Origin of the sequence: Paenibacillus sp. LHD-117, from assembly GCF_030929555.1 — a bacterium.
Lineage (GTDB): Bacteria > Bacillota > Bacilli > Paenibacillales > Paenibacillaceae > Pristimantibacillus.
On sequence record NZ_JAVFVT010000001.1, the window covers coordinates 175,892 to 201,645 of the forward strand.

Genomic DNA, 25,754 nt, shown 5'->3' on the forward strand with positions numbered 1-25,754 from the left:
TAGAATTCAAGCGAGCTTCGAGCGCCGTCTCGGAGCTCGCTTTCTCTTATTGAATGACCGTGAGAAGGAAGTCGTTCATTGGCGCTTCGGGCTAACAAAAAAGCGCTTGCACGAAAAAGTGATTCTATGATATAAAATAGTTAAACTAAAATCTAAACGTTTAAATTTTCTGCTTTCACTACATTGTAGATCCAAGAACACTAATAAAGATTTTGTAATTAGCAAAATTGATGATCGTATTTATGGTTCTTTTATTGAGCATCTAGGGCGAGCGGTGTATGGCGGAATATTCGAACCTGGTCATCCGACAGCCGATGCCAATGGATTTCGACAGGATGTTATGGAACTGATCAGAGGGCTGAATGTGCCTATTATTAGATATCCTGGCGGCAACTTTGTATCGGGCTATGACTGGAAAGATGGAATCGGACCAGTAAACGAGCGTCCTCGAAGGCTGGATTTGGCTTGGCGCACGGTTGAGCCGAATCTAATGGGCATGAATGAGTTTGCGATGTGGGCGAAAGCGGCAGGCTCAGAAGTAATGTGGGCGATTAACCTTGGAACGCAAGGCGTAGAGGACGCCAGACAAATTATCGAATATGCTAATCACCCGGGTGGCAGCTATTGGAGCGATCTTCGTATTAAACATGGTTTTGAGAAGCCTCATCGAATTAAAACATGGTGTTTGGGTAATGAAATGGATGGACCGTGGCAAATCGGACAAAAAACGGCCGATGAATATGGCAGGGCTGCTGCTGAAGCTGCCAAGGCAATGCGTTGGGTAGATCCTGATATTGAATTAGTTGCTTGCGGCAGCTCCTTCCTTGGCATGCCTACATTTGCCGAATGGGAAGCATCCGTGTTAGAGCATACCTATGAGCATGTTGATTACTTATCGCTTCATCAATACTATGGCAATGCAGAGCAGGATACCGCTACCTTCCTTGCGCGCTCCTTGCAAATGGATCAGTTTATTGACAGTGTTACTGCAATTTGCGATTATGTGAAAGCGAAAAAACGAAGCAAAAAAACGATGAAGCTTTCATTTGACGAATGGAATGTATGGTTTCACACCTTGGATTCGGATAAGCATATACAGCCGTGGCAAATCGCACCGGCGCAGCTAGAGGACATTTATACAATGGAGGATGCGCTTGTTGTTGGTTGCATGATCATTAGCTTGCTTAAGCATTCAGACCGTGTGGGCATGGCTTGTTTGGCGCAGCTTGTCAACGTCATAGCGCCGATCATGACCGAAACAGGCGGAGCGGCATGGGTTCAAACGATCTACTATCCGTTTATGCATGCCTCCTTGTATGGAAGAGGAAATGCACTGATTCCGCTTATTCATTCGCCCAAATACGATACGAAGGAAATTACCGATGTTCCTTTCTTGGAGGCCATTGCCGTTCATAATGAAACGAATAATGAGGTAACTATTTTTGCGGTAAATCGCAGTTTAACGGACAGATTATCGCTGCAATTGGATTTACGCAGCTTCGGAACGGCAGCTCTTATCGAACATCTAGTGCTGGAGCATGAAAACTTAAAGGTAGTTAATACTGCCAAGACGCAAGCTGTAACGCCGCATGCTGGAGGCGATGCGCGTGTCGAGGATCGCTGTGTTGCAGCAAGCTTATCGTCGGCTTCTTGGAATGTCATTCGCTTGAAAATAATTTAAACGTTTAATTCTTTTTTCGAAAGGTTGCTGGAGAAATTCCTTGTTTATTGGTGAATACGGAGGAGAAGTATGCAGGAGTGCTAAATCCTAATTCATCAGCTATTCGAGCAATCGACCAGTCCGTTTGAATAAGCAGTTTTTTTGCTTGCTCTATCCGATATTGCATTAAGTAATCAATTGGGGTTACGCCATAGACTTTTAGCATGCATTTGGCTAAGTAGTTAGGATGGTAATTAAATTCGTCCTTTAACATGGAATTCGTAATTTTTGAGGTGTAGTTTTGACGAATAAACAATTCAATTTTTTCGGCAAGATGTATGGCGGAGGAATTGATTGAAATCGCTGAATCATGGGTTATATTTTGCATGAAAGTTTGGAAGGCCGTTTGTTTCCTCCAATTACGAAGCGAGCGGGTATCATTATCGAAAGAATAAAATGTAAGTAGATCGTTCATTGATTTACTAGACAGCTTTAATTTCTTGGGTATAAAGATCGAGCTTACCTCGCAATGGTTGAGGTAAGCTTTCTGTTTATGTTTTTCAAACAAAGAAAATTGGTTTTCATAGCACTCGTTCATATTCTGCATTTCATCCCAGGCGCCAAAGGTTTGAAAATGAATCCACGTAATTTCCGTTTCTTCTTCACATGGGGTAGTACCATAATGATTCGCATCGGGTCTTAAAATAATGGCTTCATCATTGTGGATGATCCACTCATAATCATTTTCTCTTATGTACAACTTTCCCCTGGTGACGATAATAATATCGAATACATTAATCGAATTACGGCTTACATGACGTTCCCCGGGCAAGAAGGTATGTTTCCCGCTGTCAATAAAATAAGGAATAGGCGGGGTTACAAAGTGCATGATTAAATCAGACATGATTAGATCCCTCACTTTACGCTGTCATCATTCACTTTCATTTTGGTTAAAGGTGAAATAACATAAGAGAGAAATAGAATCTAAACGTTTTTCTTAACGGAATCTATTATTTGTGAAAGCGTGGGATAGTAGAGCAAAACAGAAACTTTTGTATCAAAATAACACATTTCTTACTAATTTTCAAACAAAAAGAAAAGGGTTGAAATTTCGTAAATATAGGTTGAAATATTCGTTTTTCAATGTAAATTATGAGTGCTACAATGAAGTAAGCGGTTTCCTTAAGTTTAAGCAGAGTTCTCATCATCCAATTTACTTGGGCATTTTGCTAAACGATTAACTTTCGCGAATAATGCCCTACTAGGGAGGAACGCTTGTAACTAGTTGAAAAAGTCCGGTTCGTTTGAAGATTGCTAAAGGCAAAGCATTGTTAAAATTGTTGCTAAACGTTTAACTAATGATCTTGGATTTTTGAGTGATGGAGTTGAACGGTTAGACATATTAACGAAATCAAATTTTGAAGGGAGAGCGGGGGCAATGAAAACATTAAAGAAACTTGGGGTAGGCCTTATCTTGGCTGCATTGGCAACGAGTGCCGTTGGATGCGCAAACAATGGAGGCGACCAGGCGTCACCGGAATCGGATGCGACGAAAACACCAGCGGATTCCAAGACGGAAAAGGTCAAGATTGTTTACTCGATGTGGGGGAGCGCGGCAGAAGGAAGCACGACTCAGGCGGTGGCGGACAAATTTAACGCTTCCCAGGATCGAATCGAAGTGGAAGTGCAAGCGATTCCTTGGGAGAACTACATGACAAAATTGAATACGCTTGCAACGGCAGGCCAACTGCCGGATACAGGGATGCTGCAGGAAGGCGGCGTCATCCAATGGTCCTCCGAAGGCATGCTGAATGATGTAAGCGCTATGTATGAGGGAAGCGACAGCAAACCGCTGGATAGCCTAGTCTACAAATATCAAGGCAATACCGTAGCTTATGCTGCTGCCAATGAAATTCTCCTTCTCTATTACAACAAAGAGATGTTCGATAAAGCAAACGTGCCATACCCTCCATCCGCACTGGACCAAGCATGGACATGGGATGAATTCGTAGCGACGGCCAAGAAGCTGACGATCGATAAGAACGGCAAACATCCTGGCGAGGATGGCTTTGATTCACAGAGCATCGTTCAGTATGGCGCTTCCGTCGAAAATCTTTCGTGGCAGCTCGAAACCTGGGCCCTCAGCAATGGCGGAGGTTTCTATTCCGAGGACGGTACGGAGGTTAAAGTCGGAGAAGAGGCCAGCATCGAAGCGATTCAGAAAGTTGCCGATCTGTACTTAAAAGATCATGTCGCCCCGTTGTCTGTAGGACAGACCGATGACGGCATTCAGCGTACAATCATTGCCGGGACTGTCGCCATGGCAACGAATGGTCAATGGAACGTTGGAACGAGCTTGAATACGGCCAAAGAAGAAGGGCTGAACTATGGCGTAGCCGTATTGCCTTTCATGAAGGACAAGGTCACCCTCAATACAGGCGGCGCCAATGTCGTATTCTCCCAGACCAAACATCCGGAAGAAGCGATGGAATGGCTGAAGTGGTACAACTCCGAAGAAAACAACTGGGCGCTCATCTCATCGGGCATTTGGATGCCGACGCTGGACAAATGGTACAAGGATGAAACGCTCACTCGCAAATGGGTGGAAAATCCAAACTTCCCGCCATACGAAGAATACAAGTCAGCAGTAGTCGACTATGCACAATCCGATGCTGCACGACCGGCCGCGTGGTTCTATACGAACTATACGACAGACTTTAACACGTTGCTCGGATCGATTTTGGGCGATGTCTGGACCGGCAAGACGACCGCCAAGGAAGCGATCTCCAAAAATCTCGATGCCTTGAAAGCAGCTCATGCAGGCAACAAATAATAGATAGAAGGGATGACCGCTAGCGCTGCAACGGTGGCGGTCATCCTTTATACGCAAGGTGGGGAGCGAGATATGGAAACCATTAACGAATTGCAGAAGCGCCGTTCCCGTTTTCATTCAAGCGAGGCGCGCGTTGCTTATATCTGTTTGATACCCGCTTTTTTGGGATTAATCTTTCTGACGTATTTACCTCTTTTCGGGGTGCTGGGCATCAGTTTCACGAATTGGACGGGGTTAAAAACCCCGGAGTTCATCGGATTCGACAATTATATCAAACTATTTACTTCCGATCCTTATATCAAGGACTCCATGATCGCGACGATCTATTTTGCGGTATTATCCGTAATCGGAAGCATGATCTATTCGCTATTTATCGCGATGTTGCTGAACCGTAAAATTCCGGCAAGAAGTTTTTTCAGAGCGGTTTTTTATATCCCGTATGTATTGCCGGCTGTAGCGATCTACGTAGGGTGGTCTTGGCTCTACGAGGGAAATTTCGGATTTTTTAACTATCTGCTCTCCGAGATCGGGTTGAATAAAATTCTCTTTATCGCCGATTCCAGCTATGTCGTTCCTTCTCTTTCGTTGATATCGGTTTGGCTTGCGGGCAACTTGATCGTTATCTTCTTGGCCGGGCTTCAGAATGTTCCGAACGTATACCACGAAGCTGCCGAAATGGATGGAGCGAGCGGCTGGCAACGCTTTCGGCATATCACCTTGCCGTGCATGACGCCGATTATTTTCTACAACTTGTTGATGAGCTTGATCGCCAACCTTCAAATCGTTACGCCGGCGCTTGCATTAACCAATGGCGGCCCGGGAAATTCTTCCCGATTCTTGACTTATCTGATGTATGATCAAGCATTCGTTAATTACAAGCTGGGTTATGCTTGCGCCACTACCTTGATTATTTTTGCTATACTTGCCGTCTTTACCGTTGTGTTGTTCAAGACGTCCAACCGGTGGATTTACAACGAGGGAGGGGATGACAAATGAGCGTAGCGGCATACGGCAGACTAAGAAGCAAGAAACGCAGAAACAGAACGTTGAACATCATTACGATTGTCGCCGTCGTTTTTTTTGCCATTTTGGCATTCTTCCCGATTTGGTGGATTTTTCGCACGTCTCTCATGACGAATGCAGAGATCTACAGATTTCCGCCAGCTCTATTCCCGGACAATTGGTTGTTTTCCAATTATGAAAAAACGCTAGAGGTATTCAAATTTTGGAAGTACCTGTGGAACACGATGGTCATTATTGTTCCTTCCTGTCTCGCGGGAACCTATACGGCTACTTTGTGCGGATATGCTTTTGCAAGGCTGGGATTTCGAGGGAAAAATTTGATCTGGGCCCTTTGCGTCGGCTCCATGCTTCTGCCTGCCATGGTTACGCTCATTCCATTGTATATCGGATGGACTCGAGGCTTGGGGCTGAATGACAGCTATTGGCCATTGATTCTGCCTTATTTTTGCGGCGGAGGCGCTTTTAATATCTTCTTAATCCGGCAGTTTATTATGTCCATACCGAGAGAACTCGACCAAGCGGCAACAATCGATGGTGCCGGATACTTCCGCATCTTGTTCAGTGTCATTATGCCGGCCATCCGACCTGCTATGATCGTAGTCGCGTTGTTTATTTTCATCGGGTTATGGAACGATCTGCTCCAGCAGATGATTTACATTAACTCTAGCGATAAATATACGATAGCACTCGGACTAACCAATTTTAGAGGCCAATTAAAAAGCGATTGGTCGCTGACGATGGCCGCCACATGCTTATCCTTTGCCCCAGGCGTCATATTCTACTTAATCGGACAAAGGTATTTTGTAGAGGGCATTACACTTACCGGATTAAAAAATTAGTTCGGTCAACGATACCTATGCAAACGGGAGGTTATTATGAAAACGATTACAATAAGACTGATGTCGCTCACGATCGCGTTGCTGTTGATATTTCAGATTCTGCCGCTTAAGATAGGCGCGATATCCTCGTTATCTGCGGCAGCGAATGATATTTCCAATGCCAGTCTTTCCGCCAAGGTTGGCGATTTGGGACAGATTGAAGAGCTGTATATCAATAATAACCCTGCAAACAGAAATGGCGATCCTATCAATTTTGTTTTGCCTAACGATACATCGCCGCAGAACAATGTCCAGCATCAATGGATGGGCGAGATGATCTTTTCTTACCGTACCGGCGACAATGAACAATTCCCTGACAACAGGGACGGCTTTGTAGAAGTCGATACGAACAAAACGCTTGCGGCAGGCGGTTCAACTACCTATTCCAATATCAATCCTGCCAACCCCTATTTCGAGAAAACGGCTGCAGCGGACGGCAAGAAAGTGGAGGTTAACTTTATCGGCCAGAACCTGGACTCCTCGGTACAGCGGGCGATGAAAGGGTTTGACGTGAAGTCCGTGTTCGATATGGATACCGAAGACGGTTCCATGTTATGGGAAATCACCTTGAAAAACAAAAGCGGCAAATACATTGAATTCGGCGATATCGGCTTGCCGATGCCTTGGAATAATAAATACCGTTCCGTATCGGATACGTATGACAACCGTCTTACCGTGCATAACTTTGCCGGCGCCGACAGCGGGTATTCCTATGCCATCCGTACCAGCGGAGAAGGGAATTTCATGTTGTTTACCTCAGTGCCGGAAAGCGGCGCGCGCATCGAATACGTGGATTACTGGATGCAAGAAGCGGGCGAGCAGCGTGCCGGGGGGACCTTCACGAACTGGACCGGCGACAGCGGTGGCTGGTTCCCGGGACTGAATGTGCTCTATATCCACTCCAAGGATATCCAAAAAACCGGACGCGGATATTTTACCGATGCTTCCAGCCTTGTTCTTGGACCGGATGAGGAAAAAACCTATCAGTTTAAATTTTCGGCGGTACGCGCTGGCGACAACGATCCGCAGGATAATGCCCAAAGTCCTAATAATGCCTCCAATTCTATGGAGGAGCGAGAGAAAAACCTTCGCTCCATCCTGTACCGATCCGGCATGATCGACGCTGTAGCGCTCCCCGGCTTCCAGACTGCGATCAATATGCCGGCCAAGCTGGCTCTACACTATGATGACAGCAAAATTAGAGTAACGTCGATCGATATTAGGTCCGTTGACGAGAATGACCCTTTCGATGAAGCGCATATCCCGAACATCAAGCCCGGCAGTCAGCGAAGTCAGATGGTTAACAACTCTCGTACCGGACGCGGACTTCCTGACGGGAATCCGGGATATACCGAATCCTATCAGTTCCTGGAGACCAAGCTTGTAGACGGTGAACAACACCACATCTATTCGCTCCAGTTTGGCAATCTGGGCAATAACAGCGTTCGCGTGGACTATGAGCTGAAGGTCGGAAATGAATGGGTGAATAAATTTACTCAGTATGAATTCAACGTAATGGCCGAGCTTGACGAGACGATGAGAACCCACACCGAATTTATGGTAGAGGAAACTCAGGATAAGGACCCGCTAAGTCCAACCTACGGCAACTACTTTGACTGGTATCTTACAGGCGGTCTCGACCGAGATATAAGCCACTGGGGAGATGACTGGGGTCATGATAATATCAACTCCATCACGATGAAAAACTATTTGGATCCAAACCCCGATGAGATTCAATCCATTGAACGGTACCTGATCGATTTTATGTGGGAACGATTTATGAAGCATACGCAGGACAGCTTTACGGTTGCGAACTGGCTCAGAGATTCGGGGGCGTTCACGGACAAAGATAAGCCCTATACGCGAGCGTTTTCCGAAATCATGGCAGCTACCGGGTTCTTCAACATGTATCGGATCCAAAAGGCGTATCCCCATCTGATCGAGTATCGCGAATCGCCGCAGTACTATCTGGAGAAGGCTTATGGCATCTACTATAACCGTATCTCCAGCGGAGCAATCGGCTTCTATGGCGAACAGCAGATCCCGGATATGATCGAGGCGCTGAAAGAAGAGGGCATGCAGACGGAGTATGAAAATCTGAAGAGAAAGTTCGCCCTGGACAAAGGGCGGAACATGACATTCGCCGCTTATCCTTACGGCTCGGAATTTGAATATGACAATACCGGCGAAGAAGGAGCCTATGCGGCAGCCAAGGCGCTGCGCGCCTACTATCCTGAGAACGCGCAGACAGCCGCAGCCGAGAAAAGCATGGAAATGGCCGACTGGAAAACTCGAGCCATGCGCGGCATCCAGCCTACCTGGTACCATTATTCCGTACCGGTATTTCGCGGCGGCGAGGGCTGGTGGAACTTCCAATATACAGCCTCCTTGGCGGGATATATTATGGATGACTGGCTCCGCTATCAGGATGACGGCAGAACCGCCGCTCAGACCGCCGTCGCGCAGCAGCGCAACTATGCGGCGAAGATTTCGAATTTTAACGCCATCAACATGGGACAGATTTCAGCACAGTCTGTAGGCAGCACCTCCTGGAGATATTCCATGTATAAGGGAGGAACCGGTACCAAAAACGTGTTCGATGGCGGTACTCGCGTCATGAACAACGGCTGGAATGATTTTTCCGGCGAAGCGGACGAGGGTATCTACGGTTCCCTGCTGAGTATCAGCTCCGATATTGTGACCGATCCGGTGTTTGGGCTATTCGGGTATGGAGCGTTGGTTACGGACCAAGGCAGCAGTTACGAGATTACTCCGAAGGACGGTTTTGGCAAGCGTATCAACCTGATCGATGAGCAAATCTACCTGGTCTCGCAAAACGAAAAAATAGAAAACGCCGAGATTCAAAAAGACGGCAAGCTGTTTCAATTGACGCTCTCGAATCTGGATAAAAAAGAGCATGCTTCAAAAATTACGATTGACGGAGCAGGATTGGAAAATGGCTATTATACCATCAAGCTGAATAATGAAGCTGCCGGTCAGTTCTATGTACGGAATAATAGAGGCGTTGCTATGTTCCAAATGAGCAGCGAGGCGACGGCCCAATTGACCATTGAAAAGTTGAACGTAGGTGAAAATCAAGCTCCGCAGATTACGGCAGAGACGGCGACGCCAGACCCGCAGGCGCTCATTCCGTTTATGCTGAACGGTATTGTGAGCGACGACGGCGCACCGGACGGCACTCTGACTTACGAGTGGGAAGTCGTTAGCACTCCGGAAGGCGGCAAGCTGAGCTTTGTCAATCCTCAGGCAAGCATCACGCGGGCTGTCGGTACAAGAGAAGGCTCCTATACGGTCAGGCTCACCGCCGATGACGGACAAGAGAGCGCTTCTGACGAACTGACCTTCCAGCTCTCCGCTCCGCCGGAAAAACAAGCTCCGCAGATTAGCGAAGCGACTGCCGTTCAAGACGTTACGAATGAAAGCATCGTGATCTTATCCGGTACGGCGATCCCAGACCCTGTACACAGCGCGGAGTTCGAGCCCGCCATGACGTACGAATGGACCGTCAAGCAAAAGCCGGATGGTGCAGGCGATATCGCTTTTGTCGATGGCGACAAAGCAACCGCCTATGCGCGCGTAAGCAAGGCGGGTACCTACGTGTTTACGTTCACTGCCGCCGACGAAGGCAAGGCGGCTAGCCAGGATGTAACGATCGTGATTGAAGCAGATGCCGATGATGCCTACCGAGGGATCAGCGTCGTAACGCAAAAGGATACGGCTCCGACACTTCAAGGACAGATGAACATACTGTTCCCTGACGGATTTAGGGAGAGCGAGATTGAGTGGGAAGAGATCGATCCCGGCAGCTATGCGACAATCGGCAGCTTCGAAGCGCGCGGTAAAGTCAAAGACAGCGATTTGGAAGTGCGCGCCACGGTATACGTCGTGAATGTGCAGCTTCAGAACGTTGCGCTGACGGCAAAACCTTCTGCCAGCTTCTCCGGCGGCGACGGCTATCCCGAAGCGATGAATAACGGCGTTGAACCGAGAAGCTCAAGAGATTTCTCGCCTTCCCGCACGGCTCCGAACAGCGCATGGCACAACTGGGGAAGAGAAGGAGATCCGTCATGGGTGACGTATGAATGGGATCAGCCGTTCCTTGCCTCTTCGATGGACGTCTATGTCTTCCAAGACGGCGGAGGGAACTTCCGTCCCAAGGATATGCAGCTGGGGCTTCGCGACGAGAATGGAACCTGGTATACGCCAAGAGCGCTAAACGGGCTTGGGAATGAACTGGACAGGTACAACAGAACCACCTTTGAGCCTGCGTATATTACAGGCGTCCGTATCGACATGAGACCAACCGCTAACGGAACCGGTATTCTGGAATGGAAGGTATACGGATATTCCGGGACGGTAGACAAGTCGGAGCTCGTTGGCATTTATAATTACGTCAATGCATTGAATGCTTCGAACTTTATCGGTGAAGGTCTTGCGCCAATTGCCGCAGCAAAGGCAAACGCGTCCGCCGTCATTCAAAATAGGGATGCTACGGAAGAAGAAGTAGCCCAGGCGCTTGAAAAGCTGCTAACCGATCTGAAGCTGCTTAGTCCGCGCGATAACAATATGGCGTTCTCAGCCCGCGTCTCCGCCAGTTACACTTCTCCATGGGAGCGTCTAGCCGCCGTTAATGACGGCAGAAAAACAGAAAGCAATATCCCGCATTGGGGTACTTGGGGCAATGCAGGACCGGCGGAATGGGTGCAATACGAATGGCCGCAGGGCGCCACGATCGAAAGCTCCAATTTGGTGCTGTGGTCGGATGCAGGCGGCATATTAGCACCTACAAAGTACGAGTATTCTTACATTCCTATGGATAGCGCTACCAATGAATGGGTGACGGCGGGAACCATCACCGAAGGCATCACGTTGGTGAATCACACTCCCGTAGACTCATCCAATCTATTCGAATTCGGCACGACGCTGAGAGTGAAAGCGCTGCGCGTTACCATGACAAAGCAGTCGGCGGGAAGCGGGGTTGGCGTTGGCTTATGGGAATGGGAAGCGACTCAGCCGGTTGCCAAACAGGAACAGGCGGCACCGGATACAAGCGGATGGACGATCACTCACGCCAATACGGATACCGGTACCATGGGCAAGATCGAAGGCGTTAACGGCGCTATGGAATCCCGAAAGCTGGGCGATGAGAACTATACGCCTGTCATCGGCGCAAGTATTGAGAATCTGGAGCCTGGCAGCTATCAAATTCGGTACGCGGCGACAGACGAGTTGAATGCAAGTCAGCCGGTTACCGTGGAGATTCGCAATGAAGCCAAGGCAAACAGAGAAGCGCCAAATGCGGATAATCTGGTCGTCACGCCGCCTACCACGAGAGGCGGAAACGATGGGAAGATCGAAAATGTGACTGCCGACATGGAATACCGGAAGGTGGATGGCGGCGCCTATACTCCGGTCAGCGGCACGAGTATCGAAAACCTTGAAGCAGGCAGCTATGAAATAAGGTACGCAGAGACAGACACCGAGAATCCAAGCTCCGCTATCGAGGTTGTCGTGCCAGATCCATCTGAGGACACAGAAGCGCCAACATGGGTTGCAGGCAGCACAGTGACTGCACATGCGGGTACGACAAGCGTCACTTTAACATGGAGTGCGAATGAGGTTACGGATCATGTAGGTGTTAAAGCATACAAGGTGACATGGATAGAAGGAACAGTAGTAAAAACTCACAATGTCGTTGGTGGAAATGCGACGAGCACCGTGATAAACGGTTTGCAGCCAAGCACGACCTACACCTTTAAGCTGGAAGCAGGTGACGCAGCTGACAATTGGAGCGATAATGGTCCGACTGTTACAGTAACAACAAGATCGTCGTATGTTCCGCCAGTGGAACCGCGACCGGAGCCAGAGCAGCCTGTGAAACCTGTAGATCCTGAAGAGCCAAGCGAGCCAGAGCAACCAGTGGAGCCGGAACAGCCGCAAGTCGAGTTTATCGATGTTCCAGAAACGCACTGGGCAGCATCCGCGATTAAGCGTGCCGCAGCGCTAGGCATCGTACAAGGATTCTCGGATAGCACATTCAAGCCTGCTGAGCCAACAACCCGCGCGCAATTTATGATGATGTTGGCAAATGCCTTCAAGTGGCAAGATGAACAAGATGAACAAGATGAGCAAGGTGAACTGGCATTCACGGACAATGACGAAATCGGTGCATGGGCGAAGGATGCAATTGCGCTAGCCGTTAAGCGCGGCGTGATTACCGGCTATGCCGATGGCAGCTTCCGTCCGGATCAAGAAATTACCCGTACGGAAATGATCGTCATATTGGCGAGGGTGTTAGAGCTGACTAGCTCGTCAGTCGAGCAAACAGGCTTCACCGATGATTCTGCGATTCCGGCATGGGGCAAAGCAGCAGCCGAAGCGTTGCGTGAGCTAGGTCTTGTTACAGGTCGCAGTAACAACAACTTTGCTCCAAATGACGCAGCAACACGAGCGGAAGCACTCGTAATCATCTTGCGCGTACTTGATCTGGGCTAATTTACAGGTTTAAGCTTAACAGGCACAATACAGAGGCGCATGCTTCTGTATTGTGCCTTGCTCATCCTCGATTGGATACTGCCCGACGCGAGCGGGCTGTCGAGAAGCGGCAATTGATGAAGCATTATCATGAGTTTTATAAGGAGAAAAAGTAATCAATAGCTTAAATGCAAAAGCCGGCGATGCCGGCTTTTTCGATCTGCATGTATTCTTGTGTCTATGTTATACTTCGAGTATATGCTTAGCATTGGGGGCTGCGAGTGAAATGAATCGTATACAAGACTTAGGCAAATTTATTAAACTAACAGGCGACCGAGCAAAATTAGACGCAAAAGCAAATGATACGTACATCGTTTATAAAACGAGGGATGGTGCATTTCTAAAAGAATACAGTAACGGAGAAGTCGTTCGAATGAACGAACAGGATCTTCATCATGATTGAATCATTGGCTACAATGTTTGTTTTTGCAGGTAATAACGGCAGTGGTAAAAGTACCATTCGTAATCTTATTGTGGATAGGCTCGGAGTAAGTGTGAATATCGATCCAGATGCTTTAGCACGCGGGATTGATCGTGAAAACCCCGAGCGACGTAAGGTGTCAGCTGGAAAAGAAGCCATTAAACTTATAAGGGAATGCATTCATCATAAGCGAGACTTTTCGGTCGAAACAACGCTTGCTGGTGGAAATGTAATTCGTCAAATGCGTGAGGCTAAAGCAAATGGATTCGAGATTATTATGTTCTATGTAGGTCTTGGGGATGTTCGTCTTAACATTGAGCGTGTGGCTGCACGGGTTCGAAATGGGGGTCATCATATTGAAACTGAAGATATCCTAAGACGACACCAAACATCTATAAATAATTTGCTCGATCATTTGGAACTTATTAATCATCTAATTGTCATCGATAACAGTGGTGCTGGTGGAGAAATTGTTGTGGAGGCTGATTGGACGCAAATAAAACATTATGCAGATGTATTACCGGAGTGGGTGCAACTCATCACGCAGGAACTTGGTTTGAGAAATAATAAACGGGAATAAACCGATTAGGTCTTTGACTGCTATCGGTTTATTTTTATTACATCGGGATGGTTGTATCGAAAGCGAAATACTTATGCATCTCGCAGCTTGAAGAAGACCCGCATGGATGTATCCTTGCACGATCCGAAGTGAACCTCTGAGTTATAACAAGAAAGAAACAGCTAGGCGAATCCCTGGCTGTTTCTTTTGCGTCATATAGATTAAAGGATTAAGACATGCAAGGGACTGCCCCCCAGGAGGCCAGCTCCATCTCGAAATCGTTGGCGAAATCCGAGCTGATCGGCGTGACCCGTACGTTCACATTAGCCTTCCAGATGTCGATCGAGACGTTGGGGGAAACGCCCTCATATACGTAAAGTCCCTTGGCCTGCTGCTGTACAGGATCCAGCTTCGCCTTCCAGATGCCGCGACGGCCGTCGGAGCCGACCGCCTCCACGCGAACGTCCTTGTGCCAGATAGCGCCGAGCTCAATTTCGGCGCGGAAGGCGATCTTGTTCAGTCCGATCCTGCTGCTATGGTCGGCCAGAATATCCACTTTCCTGACGTGGACGGCTGACCAGTGGTCGCGGATGAATCGCTTGTAGGCGGCCACCCTTGATGCGACCTCGAAATTGTCCGCTAAGAACCGCCTCCCCCTTACGATAGCAGGGACATACACTTTGTGCCAGTAATCGCTTACCATTCTGCGGGTGTTAAAGACGGGCGCAAGCGAGTGGATCGATTCCTTCATCATGTTGATCCATTCCGTCGGGACCGCGCGCTCCCCCCGCTTGTAGAACAACGGAATAATCTCTTCTTCGAGCAGCCGGTAAAGCGTTTCGCTGTCCTGCTGCTCTTGCTGATCGGGCTCGATTTCTGTCGCGCCTTCGATGGCCCAGCCGTTCCGCCCGTTGTAACCTTCTACCCACCATCCGTCTAGTACGCTGCAGTTGAGCACTCCGTTCATGGCCGCCTTTTGCCCGCTTGTACCGCTCGCTTCCATTGGCTTCACGGGTGTGTTGAGCCAAACGTCAACGCCTTGGACCAGCTTTTTCGCCTTATCCATCGCATAGTTCTCCACGATGTAAACGCGGCCTTTGAACCTTTCCTCCCGGGATATCTCCACAATCCTTCGGATCAGTTCCTTTCCCGGTCCGTCCGCGGGATGCGCCTTTCCGGCGAAAACGAGGCAGACCTGGCGCTGTGGATCGCCCAGTATATGCGCGAGCCTCTCTGGGTCGCGGAAGATGAGCAACGCCCGCTTATAAGTCGCAAACCGCCTGGCGAAACCGACGATCAACGGCCCTTCACCGGACAAGTCAAGCGGCAGGCTGAGCTCTCGGACCATCTCGGATTTCGCCCGTTGATGCTCCTCCCACAGCTGGGTGGTTGGGATATCCCGAACAGCAGCCCATACGTCCGGTTCTTCCGTGCGGACGGCCCAGTCGGACGGGAGATGCCGGTCGAACAGATTCTTCAAACCGTCAGCCAGCCACGTGTCGATATGGACGCCGTTCGTGACCGAATCCACTGGAATATCCTGTCTCGGTATATGCGGCATCCAGCGGTGGAACAGGTCGCGGGTCACCTCGCCGTGCAGCTTGCTTACCCCATTCACCTTCGACGACGTGCTGACCGCAAGCCGCGTCATGTTGAACATGCCGTCCAAGCGGCCGAGCGACAGTACCCGCTCCCTGTCCGTCCCGAGCTGCCAGTAATAGTCGCAGAAATATCGATCCATCATGTCGATGGAGAAGACGTCGTGCCCGGCCGGAACCGGCGTGTGCGTTGTAAAGACGGTGCTCGCCTTAACTGTTTCGAGTGCCGTCTCGAATGGCACGCCTTCGGCGGACAGCATGCGGATACGCTCGAGCGCCAGGAATGCTGAGTGGCCTTCATTCATATGCCAGACTTCCGGCTGGATGCCGAGCGAAGCAAGCAGTCTTGCACCGCCGATGCCGAGGATCATCTCCTGGCTTATACGAACATCTTGTTCACTCGGATAGAGTGTGTCGGTCAAACGGCGGTCCTCGTCGCTATTCGATTCAACGTCGGTATTGAGCAGGTACAGCGTGACCGAGCCCACCTGCACGGACAACGCTTTCGCATACACTTGCCTGCCGCCAACCGTCACTTCAATGATGAGAGGCCGTTCTTCGGCATCCCTCACAAGCTGAACAGGGTAGATGCTCGCCTCCGTGTCGATATAGGGATACAGATGCTGCTGCGAGCCGCCTTCGTTGATGCTTTGTTGAAAATAACCTCTACTATAAAATAGGCCTACGCCCGTAAGCGGAATATTCATGTCTGCAGCCGCCTTGATATGATCGCCTGCTAATACGCCAAGGCCGCCCGAGTAAATCGGCAAGGATTCGTCAAGTCCGAACTCTGCCGAGAAATAAGCTACACCACCGTTTGGCATTATCCCACCTCATTTTCGCAAAAAATTGCGCTTGCCATGTAAGCGCCTGACTTGATGCCTCTATACTATATGCCGGGTTGCAGCACACGTGCCTATGGCAAGCAGGAGCCATGGGTATGGGCAACCCCGGCAGGCGGCATCAACCGAGATCACGGGCGAGGATTAATATCAAAGATTTTTTTTCAGTGTGAAAAATAATAGGCTCTTCAATTGTATTCCTAAGGTAAGGCGACATTAGAAGGCTAGAATCATAAACCAAAAACTTCATGAGGTGAAAAAAATGAAAACAACATTCAAAATGATTACTCTTTCCACGGTTACCGCATTCTCATTATGTTTTGCAGGTCAAAGTTTTGCTGCTGCCAACCCTTTCTCGGATTTAGCGAATATCGCGGCAAAGGATAAAATTATTGCCTTGCAAGAACAAGGCATTGTCCATGGTATTTCGGACGGCTTATTTGCCCCGAACGCCACCATCACATCCGCCCAAGGTGTCCAGCTTATCGTGAATGCCGCGAATTTGAATCTAGATCTAGTCAGATTCCTTGTAGAACCTAAGGCGACGGATTATTTCAAAAATGCAAACAATGATGCGTGGTATGCGAATGCCTTAATTACAGCAAGCGTTAATGGAGTTGAACTGCCTGCCGATCTGGATCCTAACAAGAAATGGACACGCGAAGAGTTTACCCAACAGCTTATTCGAACGATTGAAAAGCACAGCAGTCTGCCTATGATTAAAGTTGTTCCCGTCGAAATTAACGACAGCGCGGATCTAACCGTTGAATACTTCGGAGCTATCCAACGGGCGCTTGCTTATAACGTAGTGAAACTGGATGAACAAGGGAACTTCCATCCTAAGGCTGAAATCTCTCGTGCTGAGGCAGCGGAACAAATCTACAATGTGCTAGAATACGTTAAAGCGCATCCGGCGCCATCGCCTGAGCCAGAGCTGGAATCAGAAACAAACGCAAAAAGATCGCCTGGGTCGACAAGCCCGCAAATTCCAGGAACAAAATAGGATTTTTAAGATTTACAAGAATTTGGACATATTAGATGACCGCGAGAAGGAAGTTGTCATTGGCCGCTTCGGGCTGGTGCATAGCGGGGATGAGCGGACGCAGTGGGAGATCGCGAAGGAATTGGGGATCTCACGGAGTTATGTGAGCCGGATTGAGAAGCGTGCGCTGATGAGTCTGTATCATGAGTTTTATAAGGTGAAGAAGTAAAGAAGGACACAAGCACCTATTGAAAGGTGTTTGTGTCCTTCTTTTTGTATTCGTTTATTTGGTGGAAATGGCAATCGTTTTGGCTGACTTGTTCCAACTAATCTCAATATCAAGAGCTATTTCTATGAAGTCCAAAGGAACCATTGTCTTTCCGTTGATCAACATGCCGGGCTGCGACAATTCAACAGCATTGCCATTTACATATGCAACAGGTTGGTTAAGGCGCAGTTCAATGTTTTTCTCACCTTTGTTGACAAAGACCGTTTTCGTAGATCCTTCCCATGTAACATCGGCATCTACGCTTTCAAAGATGTCTCTTAGAGGAACCAGAACAGATCCATCGACAGTAACCGGAGGTTGGGAAAAATGTTGTTCTTCTCCATTCAATTTCACGGTAATTGCAGCAGCTGATTGATCCACATTATGTTGCCCCCGTAAGTCGTTTAAGGAATAAGGTTGAGGCTGAAATGCGACGCGAGTCAGGAAGTCCTTCAGCAGGATACGCCAGACGTACCACTCATGGCCGCCGTTAATGAAGACAGGTGTTACAGGAATACCTGCATTGATTAGACTGCTAACTTGTCTAGCCGGTCCGAAATGGTTAGTTCGGAAGCCGACGGCATGAATGGGATCTTGCCAACCCGATCCGACAAAAATGCCTTTACCCGCCAGGCTGGCAGTATGCTCCTTGCTTAGAACCTCGTACTCCGGAGGCAGGCCGCCGCTCATCATTCCAAAATACCCAAATTCCTCCGGGTATTTGAGCATCAACGAGTTGGTGATGATGCCCCCCATCGATAGACCCGAAAAGGCTCGGTCTTTGGGCTTCGTTGAGACATTGTAGTTCTCTTCGATGAATGGAATGATATTGTCGATGAGATCTCGGTCATAGGCCTCATAGAACGTCGAGCTAGGATATCCGCTAGCATTTGGCATCACAACGAGCATGGGTTCGATCTCACCGATGGCAATGAGGTTATCCATAATGTTGCCAAGAGCGCCTTGGGTTGTCCAATCGGTCTCATTGCCCCCGCCACCGTGACTTAAATAAAGAGTGGGGTATGGCTCTGGACGGACAGGATCATAATTTGGCGGCGTATAAGGCACGAAATAATTTTTGTTGGCTGGTGCTTCATGCCCTGGAGAGCTATAGGTGTGATGGGAGAGAGTGCCTTGTTGTTCCGCGGGGCCCTGCCACCAATAATCAACCGTATTAAAGTTCGGGTCTGACGGGACGAAGACTTGACTGCTCGTTTGAATAGAGCCGAGCGGGGAACCGTTTTGATCACTCCAAGGAGCTTTCCTCGGATCGGAAATCGGAGTGCAGCCCGATTGGTCCGCTGTGGCACAGTCGACAAAGAAGCTGTACGTGAATGTACCCGAAGGCAGCGGCGTAGTGTAGGTCCATACCCCTTCATTGTCTTGCGTCATGTCGGTGACCGGCCAGTTTGCTGCCGTTGCGTTCGGATAAGCGATGGGAATATCTCCAGGCTTCCAATCATCGGGCAGCAGGCCTTGTGTCTCGACAACAGGCGCCTCGGGGGTCCCGGCGATCTGGGTGAGGGCCCCCGGTCTTGCGAAAAACCATTCCCCTTTAATTTGTACCCGCTCAGCATCAGGGTTCCAGTAACGGAACGTAACTGTATAGCCGGTAGGCGCTTTCCCCGTATGCGTGACGATCGGGGAAAGTCCTTCGCCCTCCACTGAAACGCTGTTAACAGGAATGCCGGTTGCTGCTTGCGCGACCGTTCCAAACGGAGACATAACAACTGTAACCGTTAGAATCAAAGCCGTATACAAGCGTAGAACTCCACGGAAAATCATTTTTTTCATCTCCTTAATGTGTCCAATATTGAGAACGCTTTCATTATTTCATGTTATCCGATAACTCACAATTATGGGTTTATGAATTATTTTCTCATGTGATGTATTTATTTGTTGTTATTCACGTGGAATCGTCACTATACATTCCGCCCAACCATAAAGCAATCTTCTAGTTAAGAGGAAGCGGAAATTTACATGCAATTTTAAAAAAAACCATAAATGGGAAATAGAATCGAGTCAGGAAAGTATGCAATAGTTTTGTGTAAGGGCTTTCAAATGTTGGGAGGTGTACACAAGCCATCATATTATCGAAGCCCAAGTCGACATCTCGTGCTTGAAGGAGAATTTGCAAGCCAAATTAATAAAAGGAGCGATCGAACAATGAAGTTGAAAAGATTCAAGGTTGTAGTCACTCTAATGATGATGTGCTTGTTACTATCAAACACGATGGGGGCTTATGCAAAAGATGATCCCCCTAAAAAAGTGCTGCTTGTTGGCGCAGGTCTGCGTGATATTACTCCAACTGTGGAAAATGGAATCCTCCCTCTAACGCGTACCAGTGCAGGTAATGTGACATCGACTCTAGGCGGTAACCTGGATCCGCTTCATGTCCGCGTGATAGCTTTATCCGATGGAACGAACAAGTCGCTTTTCGTAAGCTTTGATTTAAGCAACGTTCCCGGCGCCACAGTGTTTCTTCCTGCGCTGGCCAAGCATGCAGGGTTGCCGAAGGAAGCAATTTTCTTCACTGCTTCGCATGCGCACGCAACCGTTAATGTCCCCGCCGAAATCGACACATCCACCGACTATGGTAAAAGAATGAAGCGTTTTTCAGATAAAATAATGGGACAAATGCTCGCGGCCGCTGACGAAGCGCTGGCCAATATGCAGCCCGCTACCGTTGGCATTGGTTATTCCGAAAGCTATGTCAATGTAAACCGCAATAACCCTTATGAAGAAGTCACCAAGGATGGCGACATCATCAAACATAACTATCTTGGTTACAACGGCTCGGGAATATCCGAAAAAACCGTTTCTGCAGTACGGTTCGATAGTCTGAAAGGAGAACCTATCGCGTTTATTATTAACTACCCTGTGCATGCGGTCGTTATGCATAACAATACCATTGCCGATGGGAACATCGCGATTAGCGCTGATTTGCCAGGTTTTGTATCTACTAATCTCGAGAAGAAATTTGACGGTGCAGTTGCGGTGTGGACCAGCGGAGCAGCAGGCGATCAGAATCCAATCCTTATGACAGAGATGTATTATCCTAACGCAGAAACTGGCGGATTCGAGCTGAAGAACACAGGGTGGGCGGATCTTCTTACGTATCTCGGAAGCATCCATTACAGGGATGTTATGAATGCCGTTAATGCGATTACGGATGTTACTTCTAATGTTTCAATCAAATATGCATATGGAACAACAACCGTTCCAGGACGTTCTGTTACTGTAGAAACAACAGACGGAGACAGCATCGGCAAGCTTGACAAATACAGTTATAGCGAAGGTAAAAGCTTTAAGTTAGGTATTCAAGTGCTGCGAATAGGCGACATCGCGTATGCCGGTTTCCCTGGAGAGTTGTTCAATGCACATGGATTGTATATCAAGGAGAACTCTACAATCAAAGACATGATTGTCGTCAATAAGGTCGCACAATCCGATGGGGTTGACTACCGATATATCCCAGATGATTATTCACTCGAACATGGTGGCTTCCGTGCATTGGCAGCGGGCTTTAAACCGGGCTATGTCTCGCCATCTCTCTCTATTTTAACGAACAAACTAATTGACAAAACAAATAAATAGCATTGATGTCGATACTTGAAAGTTGATGTCATGTTAAACCAAAAAGTACAGAATTAAATAATAAATTCCTATCAATTGAAATTTTAGCGCGTGCCTTAATGTATATGATTAATAATTGTAAGGGCTTACAAAATTGAATGGAGGTTATCGAAATGAAAAAGCAGAACGTTTTTTTACTAATCGGCCTAGCTTTACTACTGTCTTTTGGCGGCGTGATCGGTTCATTCGGCAACATTGTCCAGGCTGCCCAGACAGGCAACGGTCAAGGATCAAGCGACAAAGCGGAGATCAAAAACGGGATGTTCTCTACAAACAAGGAGCCAATGGTGGAAGTGAACTCCGGTAAACTAGTTGGTTACGTGAAAGACGGTACGTATACCTTCCTCGGCATTCCATATGCACAAGCCAAGCGTTTTGAGCTGCCTGAACCGGTTAACCCTTGGAATGGCAATTATTACGCCAATAGGTATAGAGAGAGTTGTCCGATTGCCCCGATGACCGCTGTTCCAGGAGACGATTTCATTAACCCTCACCGTTATCTTCCCGAGAGCGAAACTTGTCAATTTATTAACATATGGACGCAAAGTACAAAAAGTGACGCCAAGAAACCGGTAATGGTTTGGATTCATGGCGGAGGTCACTCCAACGGTTCCTCCATTGAACAGGTCTCTTATGATGGCGCAAACCTAAGCGAGAGCGGTGACGTAGTTGTTGTCAGTTTGAACCACCGTTTAAATGTGCTCGGCTACTTGAACCTTGCTGCCTATGGTGATGAGTATAAATATTCAGGTAACCTGGGTACAGCTGACTTAGTCGCCTCCCTACAATGGGTTAAACAAAATATAGCGAAGTTTGGCGGCGATCCGAATAATGTTACAATCTTCGGTCAATCCGGCGGGGGAACGAAAGTGGCTACACTTATGTCTGTTCCTGCGGCAAAAGGTCTTTTCCATAAAGCGATTATTCAAAGCTCCGGGGTTGCTGCTCCTCCGGATGTCAGCCGTGAAGTTGCTGCAGTAACGCTGCAAAACCTTGGATTAACAGCCAATCAGCTAGATCAATTGAAGACGATCAATTATGAACAGTTACTTACGGCAGCAAACAAAGCTATTCAACAAGTGAACAAGGCACGCGGCGTTAACTATAACTGGGGACCCGTCGTGGATGGCGACTACTTCCCGGCTTGGCCTCTGGACGGAAAATTCCCAGAGCAGTCTAAAAATATACCGCTCATGATCGGCTCGGTTTTTGGCGAACAAGAAAGTAACGGATTTGCGGCAGCCAATGGCCTCGAGTTTAATAAAAATGAGTGGACCACGGAATATACGATGCAAAAGCTTACGCAAAAATTCGGCACTAAGACACAAGCTCTTGTAGATGCGTTCAAGAAAACGTATCCGAACAAGAAACTTGCCGACCTTTATTTTATGAATACCGGACGTTCCAGAATGCCCGAAATCCCATTAAATAAAGCCGATCAGAAAGGCGCACCGGTATACAACTACATGTTAAATTATGAGTTTCCCGTGTTAGGCGGCTTAACTGCATGGCATTGTGCCGAGATTCCGTTAGTCTTTAACAATCTTTCTCTTGTTGAACCGCTGTCCGGAGGTGATCCGGCTGCCTATAAGCTGCAAAAAATGATGAGCAAAGCATGGGTTAATTTTGCTTACAAAGGAAATCCAAATCACAGCGATATGCCAAACTGGCCCGCTATGACCCGGAAGAACGGCGCAACGATGATATTTGATGCTAAAAGCTACGTAGGCTATTACCACGATCGCGAGCTGCTGAACGCTTTGAAATAACATAATGAAGGGCGTGCTTCTTTTGGAGCACGCCCTTCAATTTAGTTATTATTTTTTTTTTGATTTACGATACTGATCCGGAATCATTCCCATGTGCTTCTTGAAAACTTTGGAGAAGTAACGCAGTTCTTTATATCCTATGATGACAGCGATATCCGAAATTTTATGGTTAGTGGTTTCGAGCAGTTCTGTCGCCTTGGTCATACGAATGCGTGTTAAATATTCAACAAAGGATTCCCCCGTATATTTCTTGAAGGAATGGCTTAAATAACTCATATTCATAAAAAATTTTTTGGATAGTTCTTGTAAAGTTATGTCCTCGAAATAGTGGGTTTGCACATACATTATGATGTCGTTCATGTTTGAGCGCGTTTGTTGTTTGCTGCTCTCTTGTATGTCGGAACTGAACTTTATCTCCGAGAACATTTGCGAGATGTATTGCGGCATCTCTTGAACAGTAGAATGCTCAGCGTCCAAATGAGTTTTTAAGCGATACATAACTTCGCTTAATTTTTGAGGAGCAATCGGCTTTAAAAGGTAATCAAAAGCGCTGTTTTTGATAGCGGCATGCGTGTAACTAAAAGAAGAATAGGCGCTGATCACGATGACCTTTGTTTTAATTTCAGCCGAATTTATTGAATCCAGTAGTTTAACGCCGTCCATATATGGCATTTTCATATCGGTAAGTAAGACATCCGGGTTATAAACTTTCAACAATTCGAGAGCTTCCAGACCGTTCTTCGCTTCATAAGAGATGTTAAAACCATGCTCCGACCAGTTTATTTTTTCTCGCAGCGCTTTTCTGATTAGAGGTTCGTCATCCGCGATCAGCACACTATACATAGGCACACCTCAAATGAATTTTATTGGAAGAGATAAGCTAATGTTTGTTCCGTTATTTACTTCACTCTCGATCGTTTTAATGCCGTACTCATCTCCATATAACAGAACACAGCGCGAATGGATATTACTTAGTCCAATGCTGGATTTTTCGATTTTCTCTTGATTTGTTCCCGTGATAAAGGTGCTATTCGTATTCGCAATATTAGCGATAAGCTGATAGACCCGATCTTTATGCAATCCACATCCATTATCCGCGATGGAAATACGAATATCTTCACCCGTTCGTATAATTTCGATTCGGATGATTGGTTTTGTGGAAATTTCAGCGCCATAAAAAGCATGATGAACGCAGTTTTCTACTATTGGTTGGAGCATAAATTTAGGCATAATACAGCTTTTGATCTCTTCTTCTATGTTCAGCTGAAGCTCAATAGGTTGATCCAACCTTAAGTTTTGGATGGACAGATAGTCTCTTACATGCTCAATTTCATATTCCAAGTGAACGGAATAATTGGAAACATCTACATTATAGCGAAACATGTTCGATAAAGATCGGCAAGTCTGGGCGATCTCTTGGGGAGCCTTAGCAATTTCGGCCATAGCTATAATGTTTTCAAGAGTGTTGTAAAGGAAATGTGGATTTATCTGAGCCTGTAAAGCTTTGAATTCGGCTTCCTTTTTTATGATGTTGATTTGAATTTCGTTTTTTAGCAAGTCTCGAATTTTTTGCAGCATGGCATTAAATCCAAAAATAAGTGAATTGATCTCTCTTGTCATGCCTCTATTATCTATCGAAACGCTAAAATCGCCCATTCCAACTCTTTTCATTAACACGTTTAAGGTAAGTATTGGACGGATAATCATTTTGGAGAAAATATAAGACAAAAGTATAGCGCAGACCAATGAAGTAAGAGTAACTATAATGAATAAATTTCTTGCCCAATCGGCGTTTTTGACAACAGAATTATGCGGTGCAATGGACAAGACCTGCCAGCCAGTTACATTGGAGATGGATGAGGAGATAAGGTAAGTTTGTTCATGAAAATCAACAGTATAACTATCTTTTGCTCCTCCTGATTGTAAAGCTATGTTGTTTAGCAGTCCAGTCGTCAGATTAGGATTCGTCGAAAGTACGGGCTTTTTATTCCCATCCAATACAAGAATCGTATTGTTCGTTTCTACGCGATTTTTAAAGAAGCTGTTTGTGATCATGGACGGTTCAATGTCGACAATAAGCAATCCAATGGATTCGCGGCTAGTTGGATTTGTGACTTTGCGCACAAGGGAAATAACGGGAACACCGTCCATTAATTGCTTTGGCGCATGTAATCCAAGAAATTGATATTCTATTCCATCAGGCCATACGGATTTGAGCCAAGGACCATCAGGAAGAACTTCATCTGCATTTAGAGCGCCAGTGTTGTAATTGTAGCTATAGACCAGTCCATAGTTTGAGTATAGATAGATGCCTCGCGTTGGGATTGTAGGTAGCAATTGACGCAGACTATTGTTTAGATCCAACTCATTCTTGATGTACAGATAATCGTTGTAATCCGGGACGCTCTCCAGTACCTCAATGAATAGCTTATTCGTATACAAATTAAGGGAATATCCTACCATTTCAGTTAATATATTATCCAGTTCCGTTTGAAATTCATGAGCAAATTGATTATTCATTTTCACCAGGTCTGCCCGGTAATTTTCATTGATGCGATTCTGAATGAGAAATTGCGTCAATAAGAGCGGGATTACAATGATCAATATAGCTCCAAAAATAAGCTTGTCGTACTGTAACGTTTGGAACGCTTTCTTGAACATTTTCAGTCCTCACTCTCGATTCATGTCGTGAATTCTCTAAGCAGCACTTAATTTTGCTTTCAATTTATC

Annotated in this window: 14 protein-coding genes and 1 pseudogene; 10 read left to right on the plus strand and 5 right to left on the minus strand. The window is 47.1% G+C overall.

The features are described from left to right. The first annotated feature begins 169 nt into the window (after positions 1-169). Positions 170-1,681, plus strand: coding sequence for an arabinosylfuranosidase ArfA (gene arfA, locus RB620_RS00550; protein ID WP_308091645.1), 1,512 nt, complete (start codon positions 170-172; stop codon positions 1,679-1,681). A 4-nt stretch (positions 1,682-1,685) separates the two neighbouring features. On the opposite strand, the gene RB620_RS00555 is transcribed toward arfA, so the two are convergent. Continuing rightward, positions 1,686-2,564 (minus strand): AraC family transcriptional regulator, encoded by an 879-nt coding sequence (locus RB620_RS00555; protein ID WP_308091549.1) that lies wholly within the window; start codon positions 2,562-2,564, stop codon positions 1,686-1,688. A 534-nt stretch (positions 2,565-3,098) separates the two neighbouring features. Between RB620_RS00555 and RB620_RS00560 the strand changes: the two genes are divergently transcribed. The 5 genes from RB620_RS00560 to RB620_RS00580 all read left to right on the plus strand — a co-directional run bounded on the left by RB620_RS00560 (position 3,099) and on the right by RB620_RS00580 (position 13,950). Next, positions 3,099-4,493, plus strand: coding sequence for an ABC transporter substrate-binding protein (locus RB620_RS00560; RefSeq protein WP_308091550.1), 1,395 nt, complete (start codon positions 3,099-3,101; stop codon positions 4,491-4,493). A gap of 72 nt (positions 4,494-4,565) precedes the next feature. Then, the gene (locus tag RB620_RS00565) at positions 4,566-5,489 is read left to right on the plus strand and encodes a carbohydrate ABC transporter permease (protein ID WP_308091551.1); all 924 of its coding nucleotides are present in this window, start codon (positions 4,566-4,568) and stop codon (positions 5,487-5,489) included. Beyond that, the gene (locus RB620_RS00570) at positions 5,486-6,355 is read left to right on the plus strand and encodes a carbohydrate ABC transporter permease (RefSeq protein ID WP_308091552.1); all 870 of its coding nucleotides are present in this window, start codon (positions 5,486-5,488) and stop codon (positions 6,353-6,355) included. The genes RB620_RS00565 and RB620_RS00570 overlap by 4 nt, the downstream gene beginning before the upstream one ends. Before the next feature lie 36 nt (positions 6,356-6,391). Then, positions 6,392-12,910 carry an S-layer homology domain-containing protein gene (locus RB620_RS00575; protein WP_308091553.1) on the plus strand — a complete coding sequence of 2,173 codons (6,519 nt, stop codon included), beginning with the start codon at positions 6,392-6,394 and terminating at the stop codon, positions 12,908-12,910. Between the two features lie 434 nt (positions 12,911-13,344). Then, entirely contained in the window at positions 13,345-13,950 is a 606-nt protein-coding gene (locus RB620_RS00580; RefSeq protein WP_308091554.1) for an ATPase, read from the plus strand. Positions 13,951-14,158: 208 nt separating this feature from the next. Here the strand turns inward: RB620_RS00580 and glgP are convergent, their stop codons facing one another. Further along, complete coding sequence (glgP, locus tag RB620_RS00585) at positions 14,159-16,351, minus strand: alpha-glucan family phosphorylase (RefSeq protein WP_308091555.1); 2,193 nt, start codon at positions 16,349-16,351, stop codon at positions 14,159-14,161. Between the two features lie 280 nt (positions 16,352-16,631). Here glgP and RB620_RS00590 point away from each other — a divergent pair, with 280 nt between their 5' ends. Together RB620_RS00590 and RB620_RS00595 are read left to right on the plus strand one after the other, a co-directional pair. After that, positions 16,632-17,372, plus strand: coding sequence for an S-layer homology domain-containing protein (locus RB620_RS00590; RefSeq protein WP_308091556.1), 741 nt, complete (start codon positions 16,632-16,634; stop codon positions 17,370-17,372). Beyond that, positions 17,320-17,580: pseudogene (locus RB620_RS00595) on the plus strand (sigma factor-like helix-turn-helix DNA-binding protein); the annotation flags it as partial. The gene RB620_RS00590 and the pseudogene RB620_RS00595, both read left to right, overlap by 53 nt. Before the next feature lie 54 nt (positions 17,581-17,634). On the opposite strand, the gene RB620_RS00600 reads toward RB620_RS00595, so the two are convergent. Beyond that, positions 17,635-19,404 carry a stalk domain-containing protein gene (locus tag RB620_RS00600; protein ID WP_308091557.1) on the minus strand — a complete coding sequence of 590 codons (1,770 nt, stop codon included), beginning with the start codon at positions 19,402-19,404 and terminating at the stop codon, positions 17,635-17,637. A 381-nt stretch (positions 19,405-19,785) separates the two neighbouring features. Here RB620_RS00600 and RB620_RS00605 point away from each other — a divergent pair, with 381 nt between their 5' ends. Together RB620_RS00605 and RB620_RS00610 are read left to right on the plus strand one after the other, a co-directional pair. Continuing rightward, positions 19,786-21,216: a hypothetical protein gene (locus tag RB620_RS00605; protein WP_308091558.1), complete on the plus strand. Its 1,431-nt coding sequence runs from the start codon at positions 19,786-19,788 to the stop codon at positions 21,214-21,216. A 152-nt stretch (positions 21,217-21,368) separates the two neighbouring features. After that, entirely contained in the window at positions 21,369-23,024 is a 1,656-nt protein-coding gene (locus tag RB620_RS00610; protein WP_308091559.1) for a carboxylesterase/lipase family protein, read from the plus strand. A gap of 48 nt (positions 23,025-23,072) precedes the next feature. Here the strand turns inward: RB620_RS00610 and RB620_RS00615 are convergent, their stop codons facing one another. Together RB620_RS00615 and RB620_RS00620 are read right to left on the minus strand one after the other, a co-directional pair. Then, entirely contained in the window at positions 23,073-23,867 is a 795-nt protein-coding gene (locus RB620_RS00615; protein WP_308091560.1) for a response regulator transcription factor, read from the minus strand. Between the two features lie 9 nt (positions 23,868-23,876). Next, entirely contained in the window at positions 23,877-25,685 is a 1,809-nt protein-coding gene (locus RB620_RS00620; protein ID WP_308091561.1) for a cache domain-containing sensor histidine kinase, read from the minus strand. Positions 25,686-25,754 lie beyond the last annotated feature (69 nt).